The organism is Dyadobacter pollutisoli (assembly GCF_026625565.1).
In the GTDB taxonomy this organism is placed as follows: domain Bacteria; phylum Bacteroidota; class Bacteroidia; order Cytophagales; family Spirosomataceae; genus Dyadobacter; species Dyadobacter pollutisoli.
On record NZ_CP112998.1, the window covers coordinates 1,613,218 to 1,627,988 of the forward strand.

The window sequence follows — 14,771 nt, forward strand, 5'->3', positions numbered from 1 at the left end:
TTTTTGAATGTTGAACTTAAGAACGGTTACTTCAAGCTTACCGGTTTTACCCCTTCACGGGTAATTTTTACGGGATTGATCAGCCCTTTCTGATCGAAGCTCATCACATCCACGCAGGTTTCACGGTGGTTACCATCCGTTTCAGTAAGCGGACGTCTGTGATAGACAATGTACCATTGATCTTTGCCGGGGATTTGGATGACAGAATGGTGGCCTGCACCCGTGGCCACTTTGGGGTCTTGCTGAAGAATTTTCCCAACCCTTTCAAAGGGTCCGAAAGGAGAATCAGCGATCGCATAGGCTACTGAATAATCCGGACCTGTCCATCCGCCCTCTGACCACATGAAATAGTATTTTCCGTTTCTGATGAACATGAATGGACCTTCTACGTAGCCTTTGGGGGTAATTTCACGAAATATGGTGCCATCTTCGAAGGGAATGAAACCTGTGAAGTCATTTTTTAGCTTGGCTACATTGCAGTGACGCCAGCCTCCGTAGAATAGATAATACTGGCCGTCTTTGTCTTTGAAAACAAACTGGTCGATCGGCTGCGCTTTGTTATGGAATTTATCAATGAGGGGTTTGCCGAGGTAATCTTTAAATGGCCCCTCCGGTTTGTCGGAAACTGCAATCCCGATACCACCCGCTTCCTGGTCGCTTTGTATATCGTTGGCTCCGAAGAACAGATAATACTTTTTGTCTTTTTCGATGATGGAAGGTGCCCACATCGCTCGTTTTGCCCATTTGATGGAGGCGGTATCGAGGATATTGCTATGCTTTTCCCAGGTTACCAGATCTTTGGAAGAGAATGCATCCATATGTACCTGCTGGTTGTAGGGCGCAGAGTAGGTAGGGTATATCCAAAAGCGGGTGCCAAAGATAATTCCCTCCGGATCAGCATACCAGCCCGGAAAAACGGGGTTACCCGAAGTTTTGGAAGCCGATTGGGAAAATGAAAAGTAACTAAAAAGGCAAAGTGACAGGAGTAAAAGTTGTTTTTTCATTAGACGGGTTTCAACAGAGATATGTAACTCTCTGTAAAGTTCTTAATTTTTATCAAATTAATAAACTTCCCCGGCTCCTCCGCCTCCAAAATTACCCCCGCCAAATTCTATTCCGTTTTCATGAGGTGTCTGCCCCAGATTTTGAGCAACCAAAATGGCTTCCAGATTGGCGAGTTTACGCCTGCCATCGGGCTCGTCGCATAGTTCATGTTTCGGCGTATGCAGATAACGAATAGCGGCCCAGGCAATGAAGATCATCAGCGCGCCGGCTACTGCCAGCTCCTGCGAAGGTGTAAGTTGACTGAAATAACTGCGGTATGTGAAAATGGAGAACGCAAAAGCGAGCAAGCCAATGATGAATAGGATCCGGTCGTGCTTTCTCAAACCAGTTACAATGTATGCGAGCGGTATAATGATTGTGAAAAAATAGAACAAAGGTGCAAAAGAGATCTGTGGAGAAACAGGAAGGCTAAAATCGTTCATTAAAGCATTCCCTTCTCTGACAACGAAATAGTTACCACCCAGATAGAATGTAAAAAGTGAAAGCACTTCGAGTACTTTCTGGCAATCCTGGTAGTAGAGGCTTTTGTTTTTCTTAGCCATGAAATAAACGACCACTGATAAGATCATTACTGAAAACGGAAGCAATGCTTTCCCCAACGGGAATTTCATCATTAAGTCTGCCAGCAATGTAAAAAGTACTCCAAAGGCAATCAGGGTAGCCAGTAAGTCCGCATACCGCAAGATAACCGGGATCAGAATGGCCAGCGCCACTATGCCGTAGATCCAGAATCCTGCATTTTCAAAAAGCATGAAAACCGGTACCATAGCTGCCGAAACGGCAGCATATAACAATGCATTGTCGACTCCTGAATGGAATAATCCTCTGTTTTTGATTAGATATTCCAAAAAGACCGTAAAACAAACTGCGCAAATTAAACTGAGGAAAGAGAATCCAATCTCTGAACCACTGTCAATGAAGAAGATAGAGACAAATCCTACAAAAAAGGAACAGGCGATGGTGGCAAAGAAAAATAGCCCGATTTTAACGAAGATCCCTGGCCGATAGAATTGTTCGGGGAAGAGGGCCTTTACCTGTTCATACTGCTCCTTGGTCAGCAGATTTTTGGACAGCCAGGCGGAAGCCGTCTGTTGAATGTGCAGGTTTTCAATCCAGTTTTCGTTATAGGCTTTTTTCATTTCTTGATCCCAAGGAATTTTTTAAAGTTTAAAAGAAAGAAGATGACACCAATGCTGGAAAACAGGAAGTAGAATGTGCCCAAAGCGATTGCGGCATCTTCTCCAACTGTGGTGAATATCGAATAAGTAATGATAGTGTAGCCGTAAATCACCCCCATTAATAAAAAAACCAGCGATTGTGCATGTCGGGCCCGGTAGACGAAAAAGCAGGAGAGGGCTATCCCGATCAGAAAGTAGACTATTTTTAGATCGTGAGAGAACAGGCCGATTATCGCCGCGATACTGGCCAGGTTTCCCCCCATGAACATATAAGTAAAGGAGAAGTGTTTCTTTACATCTTTTTTGTCCGACACCCATCCGAAGCTAACCAGCACAATTCCAAGCGCAACTGCTGTGGTTAATATCCTTTCTGCGGTGAAATCATTACCAGATAAAATGGACAATGGCGCTATCGTCAGTCCAAGCCATGAGGCCAGGCCGGTAATGGCCATGGAAAGGGTGCCTCGATGGTCAAAACGGTAAGCGCAGGCAAAGAATATGATAGTGGGGATAATGATCGCAAGTCCGTAGCGGGAACCAAAGACATTGTATTGGAACTGCAGGTAACCTTCCAGAGCCAGGAACAGCGTGCAGCCCAGCAGGAGCACATGGTCAACGAACTTATTGGGATTCCTGACCTCCTGGTTACTACAGGGCAGGCTGTGTTTCACTGTATAATAAAAACAAGCGGCGGTAAGGGCCGCAATGGCTGCTATGATTACCTGATGACCAATGGTATCTATATTTTCATAGATAATGATCCCGATTCCCGAGGTAAAAAGGATGATGCCCAGGTAGAGAACCGAACGCAGTTCCCAGTGAATGGAAAACGGTTTGGTAGCTTCGTAAGATTCAATGACGGAAGCCTGAGGCGCTGATAATACTTCTTTGCTTATCAGTGCGTTAAGTATAGTTTGTGTATTCATCAATTGTTAGACGAGGGAAAGTAAATATAGCAACTTTACATAAATAAAGCCGCGCGGGAACCTTCGAACTTATCTAACGGAATGGGTTGTGACCAATGGGGTTGCTAACTTAAAAACGCAGCACAAAATTCTGCTTAACCTGCTCAGTTCTAAAGAAAACCAATCCGATCCAGAACAGGTCCACTGTAAGCGTAACCTGTGGATGTGCCTTAATCTGTTCCCAGGCCTGTGTCATACCTTCCGACCAGTATATGTCGTCAAAAATAAAGACTGAATCATTTTGAATGTAAGGCAGGCACTCCTCAAAATAACGAACGGTTGGTTCAAAACGATGGTTGGCGTCAAAGTAGGCAAAGTCCAGCACCTTGTTCATCCGTTTCAATGTCTCCGGAAGGGTATGGTCAATATTGCCCAATACGATTTCAATATTGGCGGCATTGGAGCTATCAAAATGATGCTGTGCTTTTTTTGCGGTTTCGGGGCAGCCTTCAAAGGTAATAATGTCGGCATCTGGCTTTGCCTTGGCCATATATAAGGTAGTCAATCCCAGTGAAGTTCCTAGTTCGAGAATGGTTTGTGGCTGCAATCGTTGGATGAGTCGATTGAAGAGCCTGCCGAATTTGGCTGGCTTTTCAGCATTCCGGGCAATGGTACTTATTTTACGCAGGTTGGATTTATTAACGCGTGACCCGGCTCCAAGATCAAGGATCGCAATTTCCTCCTGGGATCGCAAAAGCTCTTTGCGTAAAGATTTAAGCGCAACATAGTCGGGGTTATCGTCTTTCTTGGCAGAAATTACCTGTGTGTAGAGCTCGAAAAGGAAAGGAGAATGGATAGCGTGTTCGTTTCCCGAACGTAAAAGGTATTTTAAATAAGCTGCAATCAATGGTTTGGCATTTAGGGGAAAGTCGGACCGCGGGTAGGCTGATAATTCTAGTTCATTCGGTAGGGTGCTACCAGTGAAAAGGCGGGAATGATTACCCTGAATTGGCGCCCGTCCAACACCCGTTCCATTAAATATGTACCCGCCATTTTCCCCAGATCCGTTCTCAGGTTGCAGCCGGACACATAGTCATGCACATCACCTGGTTCCAATATGGGTTGAAGACCAACAATTCCTGCTCCCTCTACTTCCCTGACGGTACCATTCGCATCATATATTAGCCAATGTCTCCTCAGCAGTTTAACAGTATGCTCGCTATGATTTTCAATCAGGATCTTATAGGTAAAAACGTAATGATCTTGTCCCGGGTTGGAGTAATCGGGTTGATATTCCGTTAATACGGTGACTTTCACACCATCTGTCACTTTGGAAACCATATAGGTGAGGGTGTTAGTGAGTTTTGGATACGGTGGGTATTGCGCTAAATATACTTAATAATACTTCCGTTTAAACGAAAATAGTCATCAATTACTGATAAAACCAAATCAAAAATCATATAATTTGGTTTCCAAATTAAAAACAATGGTATGGATGTAAAAATTGAGCAGTCATGGAAAGTGCACCTCGCTCCGGAATTTGAAAAGCCTTATTTTATTTCGCTTACGGCTTTCATAAAGGATGAATACAAATCAAAACAGATATTTCCACCTGCTAAACAGATATTTAACGCCTTCAATTTTTGCAGTTTTGACGATTGCAAAGTGGTTATTCTAGGCCAGGATCCGTACCACGGTCTTGGACAGGCAAACGGTCTTTGTTTTTCGGTCAATGACGGTGTAAGAATGCCACCTTCGCTGGTAAATATTTTTAAAGAGATCAAGGAAGACATCGGAAAGCCTGTGCCTGCGACAGGAAACCTGGAAAGGTGGGCTAAGCAGGGCGTCTTACTGCTCAATGCGACATTAACCGTGCAAAGTGGTGCGGCAGGTTCCCACCAAAACCGAGGCTGGGAACGGTTCACAGATGCTGTGATTAAATGCCTGTCGGATAATAAGGAAAATCTGGTGTTTATGCTTTGGGGAAAGTATGCGCAGGACAAGGGCAGTATTATCAATGCATCCAAGCATCATGTATTAAAAGCGCGACACCCGTCTCCGATGTCAGCCAACAACGGTGGTTGGTTTGGTACGCATCACTTCAGTAAAGCCAATGAATACTTAAAAGCTCAGGGACTTGAAGAGATTGACTGGTAGGGTAACACGAAAAAAAGAGTCGGGATGCCCGACTCTTTTTAAGATTTTCACTCCTATTACTATTGTTAATTATTTTTCAATGTTGGAATTCATTTCCAGCACATCGTCCCAATTAGCCTGGTTCGCATTAACAAATGCTTTGCGGTCGGCATTGGCTGCATATTGTTGCGCACCCTCTTTGGTCCGGAAAGTCAGATAATGAATAACATCAAATTGATTTTCGCTAGCTCCTGATTTCTGAACGTGACCGGCTGAATAGGCAACCACATCTTTCACCGCGTTTTTCATGATCGCAAAATCGCGTAAGTGTTTTTCTACATCTTCGTTGGTAGTTCCCGCTTTGAATTTGATACAAACCACGCGCTGGATCTCAGCAGGTTTGTGCGGTACGTACGCTCCGTAAATAACCAGCATAAAGACGCACAAAGCGAAGATGGGTACTAAATATCCTAATGTTTTATTTCTCGTTTTCATTATTGCTTATTCGATAAGATACATTTCTAAAATTTTCTTGATACAAAGTTAAAACAATATTTAATAATTGTATTATTTATATATAAAATATAAATTATTCTGAAAAATTGATCAAAAATGAAATGAATGATACGTAAAACCTGTTTTTTCGAAATTTAATTTTGGATTGCGAACTATGATTGTTTTTAGTATTTGCACGAAAAATTGGTGTGGAATGTGCAATGAGGCTTATTCAAAAATGCAGAAATGAAAAAAATGCGTTAAAAACCGGGCGAGATCGTTACTTTTTTTTGCAAGTCACGTCTGAATGGCAGTAAAAGGCTATTAACCAGCAGCCAAATATTGTATGGTAGCAAAAAGTGACTTCGCAAAAAAAGTTTTAGAAAAAATCAGGTTTTTTGAAGTAAAATGGCTGATTTGTACCGTGTTGATGTCTTCGACAGTACTACTTTCAGGCTTCTCGCCGCAGTGGGGATTCTGGGCGCACAAGCGGATCAACAGATTGGCTGTCTACCGTCTTCCCGCCGAAATGCAGTTTTTCTACAAAAAGCATATTGACTATTTATCCGAGAACGCAACGAATCCCGACAAAAGAAGATACTCGGTTGTGGGCGAAGCGGAGAGACATTTTATCGATCTGGACGTTTACGGTGACAGTGCCTTACTGGTGTTGCCAAAATACTGGCGGGAAGCTATCGAGAAGATGGGGGAGGATAGTTTGAGAAAACATGGTATTGTTCCCTGGCATATCCAGGCGGCTGCTTTTCAGTTAACTGATGCACTTAGGGAGAAGAATGTCAGCCGTATTTTGAGAGTGTCGGCTGATCTGGGGCATTACATTGCCGATTCGCATGTTCCTTTGCATACCACCAAAAACTACAATGGACAGCTCAGTAATCAGGAAGGTATTCATGGTTTTTGGGAATCCCGCCTGCCTGAGTTGTTTGCGGGAGACTACGATTTATGGATTGGAGAAGCTGAATACCGGAATAACATTGCGGAGGATGTATGGCAAACCGTGGCTGCATCGCATCAGGCCAGCGATTCTGTTTTTTATTTTGAAAAGGAATTGACCAGTAATTTCAAACCTGATAAAAAGTACAGCTACGAGCTGAGGAATAATATTTTAACCCGAACTTACTCCCGTGAGTTTTCAGAAAAGTATCACAGGATGCTTGATCATCAGGTGGAAAGACGGATGAAAGCTTCCGTCAAAATGGTAGGGGACGTTTGGTATACTTGCTGGGTCAATGCCGGTCGGCCTGATCTTGGTAAAATGGAAAGCCTTCCAAGTGAAAATATTAATTCAAAAGGGGAAGATGTGGAAAATCAAACCTGGCTGCAACGACTTTTTCAAGCCCGACCGGAAGGTGATAATTGATCACTCATCAAGATCTTTCTATTCATTTCTTGCCAGCAATATCCGTGCGGTTACGAGAAGTTGCCCAACATGCCGCTGCGTATGTTCGGCTGCGTGAAAGAGCAGGCCAAGCTGGGTGGAGGGGACCATCGCCCTGCCAACGTAGCGAATTTCGGTTAATGTGTTTTCATCTGTCAGTTTGAGCTGGTCAATCGCAAGCCCAACTTGTTTTGCAAATGCGTTCAGTAGGTCCTGATAGGAACATCCTTCGAAAGGCTCTTTTCCCTCGTTTTTAAGATAGTTAAGCTGAGTTTCATTGAGTGATTCTTCTGATGCGTAGGTGAAAAGCCGGTCCAGTACACCGGTGATGTGCTGCAAATGAAAGCCCACAGAGGCGAGACCTTCGGGGCGTTCCCATAAAAGTCTGGTAGGGAAGGCGTTTGCGAATGTGCCAATCTCCTCCTGCGCCTGAAGCAATGCATGTGCGACCGGCTGCAACAGCGACGGTATGCCTGGTAGCGGGCCTCTCAGCCAGACTTCGAGTTTTTCGATATTTTGCATGCGGGAAGGTAACAAAAAAAGGGACTTTTTTACAAGTCCCTTTTAGTAATCGCAATGATTGAATCCTTATTTGGCAATGTCAATTTGGACAGGCTTTCCTTTGATCGTGTTGCCATCCATTGCGCGTAGTACCGCACGGGCATCACGCTCAGGAACATCTACGAATGTAAATTTGTCATAAATGTCAATTGCGCCGATGGTCTTTCCCGGAATGTTGGCTTCGCCAGCGATGGCTCCAACGATGTCTTTTGGCAAGATATGGTCTTTACGGCCAAGGCTCAGGAACAAGCGGGTCATACCTGCTTCCGGCGTAGCGCTACGTTTCGATTCGTCACGGCCACCTTCTGGTCTGCGGGATTCGCTTCTTCCGGCTGGTGCATAACGGTCTGTACCACGACGGTCGCCTTCTCTGCGATCATTACCTCTTTCAAAACGGCTTCCGCCTGACGAACGACGCTCAAATCTATCTCCACTTCCACCTTCACGACGGCCATCACGTTCTCCGCGTCTTTCTTCCCATGCCAGGTTGCTGTCAGCGTATTCATTTTTCTGAACGCCCATGATTTGCTTGGCCAAAGCCCCTACAATTTGCTCGGTAGTGAAGCCACTGTGATGCAACATTTCCAGGACATCATTGAAAAGATCCAGGTCATCACCTTCTTTGATGGATGTAGAGATGTTTTCAACAAAACGTGCTTTACGAACACCAACGATATCTTCGTAAGAAGGAATTACTCCTTTTTCAATTTTTACCTTCGTAAAGCCTTCAATGGTTTTAAGACGATATTTTTCGTCACGGGCAACCAGTGAGAATGCTTTTCCTGACAAACCTGCACGACCAGTACGGCCGATACGGTGTACGTAATATTCTTCATCCAAAGGAATGTCGTAGTTGATCACGCCATCCAGTCCGCTTACGTCAATACCGCGAGCTGCTACGTCGGTTGCAACCAGGATAGTAGTAACACCAGCTTTGAATTTGCTCATCACATTGCTACGCTGCTGCTGGCGCAAGTCGCCATGGATACCTTCCGAAGCATAGCCTCTCAATTGAAGGTCTTCAACGATCTCATCCACCTTGCGTTTGGTGTTGCAGAAAACCAGAAGGGATTTCAAATGGTGCATGTCAATCAGACGGGTCATTACTTCAACTTTGGCCTGTGGCTTCACTTCAAAGTATACCTGTTCGATATTCACGTTTGTCAATTCGTTGCGAACCACTTTGATCAGGATAGGATCATTAAGGAAACGCTTGGTAATCGACATAATCGGTTTCGACATCGTTGCCGAGAAAAGAATAGTCTGACGGTCTTCCGGCATATCAGCAAGGATGCTTTCAATGTCTTCACGGAAGCCCATGTCAAGCATTTCATCCGCTTCGTCAAGCACCATCATTCTTACTTCGTCAAATTTCAATGTCTTGCGCTCCATGTGGTCCATGACACGACCAGGAGTTCCTACCACGATATGTACACCTTTTTTCAAAGAGCGGATCTGGCGATCGATAGAGTCGCCTCCGTATATAGCTTCAATTCTGATGCCTCTCATGAATTTGCCCAACCGGCCTAATTCCTCAGAAACCTGTACTGCTAATTCACGTGTCGGGCAAAGTATAAGGGCTTGTACTGCGTTGTTAGATGTGTCAATTCTTTCCAGCACGGGAATACCAAATGCAGCTGTTTTACCGGTACCGGTTTGGGCCTGACCAATTACGTCAGATCCTTGCATTACTGCTGGAATTCCTTGTGCCTGTATAGGAGAGGGTTTTTCAAAACCCATTTCAGTTAAGGCTTTAATGATGTTTTCAGAGAGACCAAGCTCTGAGAAATTTTCAATAGTTTCTGTTGTCATTATATGTTTATTAGTATTAATTCTTGTGAGATAATTTTATTCTTCACTACGGATAAACCACAGTTTTCCGACAAAATGCATTCAGTTTCAGTTGAACACAGGAATATGATTTTGCTATTGTCGTTTCAAGCTGCCGGTTAAACGGACAACAAGACAAGGCAGTTCTTAATAATTTAAACAGGGATTGCGCAAAGCCCACCACAAACGATCCGTGGGGCTCTGCATGAGAAACGGGAAATCCAACCGGGCAAATTTAAGGTTGGTGGCTAATCTAACTAATGCCAAACCGTGTATGAAGCAGAGAAGCGAACGGATGTTCGTTAAAATTTATGCAAAAGTAAGAATAATAATGGAAACCGCAATGCAGCAAGGAAATTAATTGTAATATTTTTAGAAAAGCAAAGCCTGGCAGGTATCTGTCCCCACCAGGCTTTTTTCAGAGAGGTTTGTTGATCAGAATAATTCTTTTACATCGGTGTATGGGAGGTTCCATGCATCCGAAACACCTTTAAATACCACTTTCCCGTTTACAACATTGAGGCCTTTGCGAAGCTCTTCATTGTTAGAGCAGGCTTGTTTCCAGCCCAGGTTCGCCAGCTGTAATGCATATGGAAGGGTAGCGTTGGTCAGTGCTAATGTGGAGGTATAAGGCACAGCACCAGGCATGTTAGCTACGCAATAATGAACGACACCGTCCACTTCATATATAGGATCTTCGTGGGTAGTCGCTTTCGAGGTTTCAAAACAGCCGCCCTGGTCGATGGCCACGTCTACCATAACGGTACCCGGCTTCATCAGCTTCAGCATATCCCGGGTAATCAGCGACGGTGCTTTTGCACCTGGAATGAGCACGCCTCCGATGATCAGATTTGCACTTTTTACCAATTCACGAATATTGTACTCATTGGACATAACGGTATCCACGTTGGCCGGCATGATATCTTCCAGATAGCGTAGTCTGGCAAGACTGATGTCTACGATTGTGACATTGGCGCCAAGTCCAGACGCCATTTTTGCAGATTGGGTACCTACGATCCCACCGCCCAGAACCAGGACATTGGCTGGTTTAACCCCTGCGACACCACCAAGCAATATTCCGAAGCCACCCATGGGTTTTTCGAGATACTTGGCGCCTTCCTGAACGGCCATTCTACCTGCTACTTCGCTCATTGGTACCAATAGTGGCAAACTTCTGTCTGTTTTCTCAACGGTTTCATAAGCCAGGCATACAGCCTTCCGGGCGATCATGGCGTGAGTCAGCGGCTCGGAAGAAGCGAAGTGGAAATAGGTAAACAGAAGTTGATCGGGCTTAATGAGCTCATATTCACTTGCGATCGGCTCTTTTACTTTAATGATCATTTCGGCGATTGCGTAAACCTCTTCTATGGTCGAAAGAATGCTTGCACCTGCCTCTGAATACTGCTCATCTGAAAAGCCGCTGCTTTTGCCTGCCCCAGCTTGGAGGTGAACGGTATGACCGTGTTTACGGAATTCGGTTACGCCTGCCGGGGTCAGTGCCACACGGTTTTCATTGTTCTTGATTTCTTTGGGTACGCCAATGATCATTGGATGGGGTATTTGCAGTGTTGGATAGTATTGAAAAGAGACTGCAAAATTAATTTATGATGGAAAAACTTACTATCAAATGTATTTAAGACAGAAAAGAAAACTATTTTTGAACGTATATGTAAGAAAAAATTCTGCCTGTACACTTTGAGATCCCAGTTAGCAATAAAAAAAACTGTATGCAACCTGACGCTACAGACCGGAAAATTCTGGATCTGCTTCAAAAGAATTCGCAGCTGACTATCAAGGAAATAGCCAGCCAGATTAATCTTTCGGTGACGCCAGTACACGAGCGGATACGAAAGCTGGAAAAGGAGGGGTTTATTGATAAGTATGTTTGCTTGCTCAACCGTAGAAAATTAGGGAAGGCGCTGGTCGTTTATTGCAATGTTACCCTTGACAAACAACGCAAGGAAAGCTTTGAGGACTTTAACCAGGCCATCGTCAACATGAGCGAGGTACTGGAATGCTCGGTGGTTTCGGGTAATTTCGATTACATGCTCAAAGTAGTGGTCGAAGATGGGGAAGCATACAACCAATTTTACCAGCACAAACTTTCTGCTCTGAAAAGTGTGTTACACATCAGCAGTTATTTTGTAATTTCCGAAATCAAATATACCACAGGGATTGCTGTCGTTTAATTGGAAAGGACAAAAGCACTAAATCAATCCTTAAAATCAGGCCGATAGCGGATAGCTGGCAGCCGAATAGCCATAGTAATGAATAAAAATTTTAAAGATGGCCTGAACCTGATGTCCAAAGTGACAGTGAAGAGAGCCTGGAATGCCATTCAGATATTGAGTAGTTACTTTTATTCAAAAGCAACGGGTAACCCGGTTCATTGGGGAATGCCGATCGCCATTTCTTTTGAACCTACCACCTCCTGTAACCTGCGTTGCCCGGAATGTCCCAGCGGCCTGCGTTCTTTTACCAGACCGACCGGAATGATGGAGGAAAAGCTCTATAAAAAGACCATTGACGAGCTGGCTGATACATTATTATACCTCATTTTTTACTTTCAGGGAGAGCCTTACCTTCATCCGAAATTCTTCGAACTGGTTCAGTATGCGCATGACAAGGGCATTTATACTGCTACTTCTACCAACGCGCATTACCTGACGGATGAGAAAGCCAGAAAAACGGTTGAATCGGGACTGGACCGGTTGATCATTTCCATTGATGGTACCACACAGGATGTTTATCAGCAGTACCGGATAGGAGGGAACCTCGAAAAAGTGCTGGAGGGAACCCGCAACATCATTAAATGGAAAAAGGAATTGAAGTCGAGTACGCCTCACGTGATTTTTCAGTTTCTGGTTGTAAAACCCAATGAACATCAGATTGAGGACGTTAAAAAGCTCGCGGAGGAAATGGGCGTGGATGAGGTAGGACTAAAAACCGCCCAGATCTATGACTACGAGGAAGGCTCTGATCTGATACCTACCATTGAGAAATATTCGCGGTACGAAAAGCATGAAACCGGGCGCTATTCTATTAAAAATAAATTTGTCGACCATTGCTGGAAAATGTGGCATTCGTGCGTGATTACCTGGGATGGGGCAGTTGTACCGTGCTGTTTTGACAAAGACGCGGAATACCAGCTGGGAGATATGAAGCGGCAGACTTTCCGGCAGCTCTGGAAAGGCAAGAAGTATCAGGACTTCCGGGCTTCGCTGATCCGGTCGCGCTCCGAGATTGAAATGTGCAAAAATTGCACAGAAGGGACCCAGGTTTGGGCGTGAAACATCCCCCTATTTCAATGCTATTTTATTTTTAACCAAATAATAATGTTAGATATATTTCTGACAGACAGTCACTTATTTATTTAATTTGAAACTCCGTGGAACATTTTTTGGTGAATTGTCCCGAATAATGGAAATTTGACATTGGTAACAGAAATTAATACATGGGCAAAGTAATTGCAATTGCAAACCAAAAGGGAGGAGTAGGGAAAACCACCACTGCTATTAACCTGGCCGCTAGTTTAGCTGCGCTAGAGTTCCGGACGCTGATCATTGACGCTGACCCTCAGGCAAATTCCACTTCGGGGCTGGGATTTAACCCCCAGGAAATGGAAAATAGTATTTACGAATGCATGGTTGAGCAGGCAAAAACGGCCGATATTATACTTGAAACCGATTTTCCTTACCTGCATTTATTACCCTCGCACATTGATCTGGTAGGAGCGGAAATTGAGATGATTAATCTTAAAAACCGTGAACACAGGATGAAGGATGCCATTGCGGAAGTGCGCGAAGACTACGATTTTATCGTCATCGACTGCTCTCCGTCATTGGGTCTGATCACGATTAACAGCCTGACGGCAGCGGATTCGGTGATCATTCCGGTGCAATGCGAGTATTTCGCGCTGGAAGGTTTGGGTAAGTTATTGAATACAATTACAATCATTCAATCCCGCCTGAACACCGGGCTGGTCATTGAAGGCATACTGTTAACCATGTATGATTTGCGCCTGCGTTTATCCAATCAGGTTGTAAATGAGGTTACTAACCACTTTGAGTCACTCGTTTTTAATACCATTATCCCTCGTAACGTACGTATCAGTGAAGCGCCAAGTTTTGGAATTCCAGTGATGGCACAGGATGCAGATAGCAAAGGTGCTGTCAGCTATTTGAATCTGGCAAGAGAAATTCTCAGTAAAAATGGTTTGCTATCTTCCGATAAACAGCTGGGAGTGAACTGATTAACACGATTTGAATAGCGCTACATACGATGGAGAACAGCAGTAAGACAAAGAAAATGACCGGGTTGGGAAGAGGATTGGGAGCTCTTCTGCAGGATTCGGAAAAAATGAACCCGCCCCGGGCTAGTGCCCGTCTCGCTCCGACAGAGGTTGTGGGCTCGATGAACGACATTGATGTAAACAACATTGAAGCCAATCCGTACCAGCCGCGAACCAAGTTTGATCAGGAATCATTGCAGGAACTGGCGGATTCTATTCGTGTGCAAGGCATCATTCAGCCGATCACCGTTAGGCAACTTGGAGACGATTCCTACCAGCTTATCTCAGGTGAACGCCGTTTGCAGGCTTCCCGCTCATTGGGGCTCACCACCATACCTGCTTACGTAAGGACTGCCAATGATCAGCAAATGCTGGAAATGGCCCTTATTGAAAACATCCAGCGCGAAAATCTTAATTCCATAGAAATTGCCCTGAGCTACCAGCGGCTGATTCTGGAATGTAACCTGAAACAGGAAGAGCTGGGCGTAAGAGTCGGAAAGAACCGCACTACCGTCAATAACTATATCAGACTATTGAAATTGCCACCCGTGATCCAGGCCGCGCTTCGCGACAACCAGATCAGTATGGGGCATGCCCGGGCCATTATTACTATTAATAGTGACCAAAGCCAGCTTAAAATTTTCAATAAAATTATTGAAGAAGGTTGGTCTGTCAGAAAGGTGGAAGAGGAGGTAAGAAAGCTGGGGATGATGAGTGATATCTCTTTCGGTACCAAAAAACCGGCAACAATTAATCAGGAAATAAAGTCGTTACAGTTTCAATTATCGTCCTTTTTCGGAGCCAAGGTTTCTGTAAAAAGCAATGAGGAGCACAAGGGTGAAATTAAGATCCCTTTTACCTCTCAGGACGAATTGAAAAAGATTTTGGACACTTTGAAATTCAAATAGGAC

At 44.4% G+C, this 14,771-nt stretch carries 15 protein-coding genes; 6 read left to right on the plus strand and 9 right to left on the minus strand.

Features of this window, described 5'->3' with window-relative positions:
- Window positions 1-26: 26 nt before the first annotated feature.
- The 5 genes from ON006_RS06715 to apaG all read right to left on the minus strand — a co-directional run bounded on the left by ON006_RS06715 (window position 27) and on the right by apaG (window position 4,489).
- On the minus strand, window positions 27-1,004 hold the full coding sequence (locus ON006_RS06715; protein ID WP_244819252.1) for a glycoside hydrolase family 43 protein: 978 nt from the start codon (window positions 1,002-1,004) through the stop codon (window positions 27-29).
- 57 nt (window positions 1,005-1,061) lie between these two features.
- Window positions 1,062-2,204 carry a hypothetical protein gene (locus ON006_RS06720; protein WP_244819251.1) on the minus strand — a complete coding sequence of 381 codons (1,143 nt, stop codon included), beginning with the start codon at window positions 2,202-2,204 and terminating at the stop codon, window positions 1,062-1,064.
- Window positions 2,201-3,169 carry a DUF2157 domain-containing protein gene (locus ON006_RS06725; protein ID WP_244819250.1) on the minus strand — a complete coding sequence of 323 codons (969 nt, stop codon included), beginning with the start codon at window positions 3,167-3,169 and terminating at the stop codon, window positions 2,201-2,203. The genes ON006_RS06720 and ON006_RS06725 overlap by 4 nt, the downstream gene beginning before the upstream one ends.
- A 109-nt stretch (window positions 3,170-3,278) precedes the next feature.
- Entirely contained in the window at window positions 3,279-4,055 is a 777-nt protein-coding gene (locus ON006_RS06730; RefSeq protein WP_244819249.1) for an O-methyltransferase, read from the minus strand.
- Window positions 4,056-4,102: 47 nt separating this feature from the next.
- The gene (apaG, locus tag ON006_RS06735) at window positions 4,103-4,489 is read right to left on the minus strand and encodes a Co2+/Mg2+ efflux facilitator ApaG/CorD (RefSeq protein ID WP_244819248.1); all 387 of its coding nucleotides are present in this window, start codon (window positions 4,487-4,489) and stop codon (window positions 4,103-4,105) included.
- Window positions 4,490-4,639: 150 nt separating this feature from the next.
- On the opposite strand from apaG, the gene ung reads away from it, so the two are divergent.
- Complete coding sequence (gene ung / locus ON006_RS06740) at window positions 4,640-5,305, plus strand: uracil-DNA glycosylase (RefSeq protein ID WP_244819247.1); 666 nt, start codon at window positions 4,640-4,642, stop codon at window positions 5,303-5,305.
- Between the two features lie 69 nt (window positions 5,306-5,374).
- Here the strand turns inward: ung and ON006_RS06745 are convergent, their stop codons facing one another.
- Window positions 5,375-5,779 carry a Dabb family protein gene (locus ON006_RS06745; protein WP_244819246.1) on the minus strand — a complete coding sequence of 135 codons (405 nt, stop codon included), beginning with the start codon at window positions 5,777-5,779 and terminating at the stop codon, window positions 5,375-5,377.
- Window positions 5,780-6,125: 346 nt separating this feature from the next.
- On the opposite strand from ON006_RS06745, the gene ON006_RS06750 reads away from it, so the two are divergent.
- Window positions 6,126-7,160 carry a zinc dependent phospholipase C family protein gene (locus ON006_RS06750; protein ID WP_244819245.1) on the plus strand — a complete coding sequence of 345 codons (1,035 nt, stop codon included), beginning with the start codon at window positions 6,126-6,128 and terminating at the stop codon, window positions 7,158-7,160.
- Window positions 7,161-7,178: 18 nt separating this feature from the next.
- Here ON006_RS06750 and ON006_RS06755 read toward each other — a convergent pair whose 3' ends face one another.
- The 3 genes from ON006_RS06755 to ald all read right to left on the minus strand — a co-directional run bounded on the left by ON006_RS06755 (window position 7,179) and on the right by ald (window position 11,117).
- Window positions 7,179-7,700 (minus strand): DinB family protein, encoded by a 522-nt coding sequence (locus ON006_RS06755; protein WP_244819244.1) that lies wholly within the window; start codon window positions 7,698-7,700, stop codon window positions 7,179-7,181.
- Window positions 7,701-7,766: 66 nt separating this feature from the next.
- Window positions 7,767-9,551 (minus strand): DEAD/DEAH box helicase, encoded by a 1,785-nt coding sequence (locus ON006_RS06760; RefSeq protein ID WP_244819243.1) that lies wholly within the window; start codon window positions 9,549-9,551, stop codon window positions 7,767-7,769.
- Between the two features lie 453 nt (window positions 9,552-10,004).
- A complete protein-coding gene (gene ald / locus ON006_RS06765; RefSeq protein WP_244819242.1) occupies window positions 10,005-11,117 on the minus strand; it encodes an alanine dehydrogenase in 1,113 nt (370 codons plus the stop codon).
- Window positions 11,118-11,296: 179 nt separating this feature from the next.
- Between ald and ON006_RS06770 the strand changes: the two genes are divergently transcribed.
- The 4 genes from ON006_RS06770 (at window position 11,297) to ON006_RS06785 (ending at window position 14,768) form a co-directional block, all read left to right on the plus strand.
- On the plus strand, window positions 11,297-11,758 hold the full coding sequence (locus ON006_RS06770) for an Lrp/AsnC family transcriptional regulator (protein ID WP_244819241.1): 462 nt from the start codon (window positions 11,297-11,299) through the stop codon (window positions 11,756-11,758).
- Between the two features lie 78 nt (window positions 11,759-11,836).
- Window positions 11,837-12,859, plus strand: a complete 1,023-nt coding sequence (locus ON006_RS06775; RefSeq protein WP_244819240.1) for an SPASM domain-containing protein — start codon at window positions 11,837-11,839, stop codon at window positions 12,857-12,859.
- Window positions 12,860-13,023: 164 nt separating this feature from the next.
- The gene (locus ON006_RS06780) at window positions 13,024-13,821 is read left to right on the plus strand and encodes a ParA family protein (RefSeq protein WP_244819239.1); all 798 of its coding nucleotides are present in this window, start codon (window positions 13,024-13,026) and stop codon (window positions 13,819-13,821) included.
- Between the two features lie 29 nt (window positions 13,822-13,850).
- Window positions 13,851-14,768 (plus strand): ParB/RepB/Spo0J family partition protein, encoded by a 918-nt coding sequence (locus ON006_RS06785; protein WP_244819238.1) that lies wholly within the window; start codon window positions 13,851-13,853, stop codon window positions 14,766-14,768.
- Window positions 14,769-14,771 lie beyond the last annotated feature (3 nt).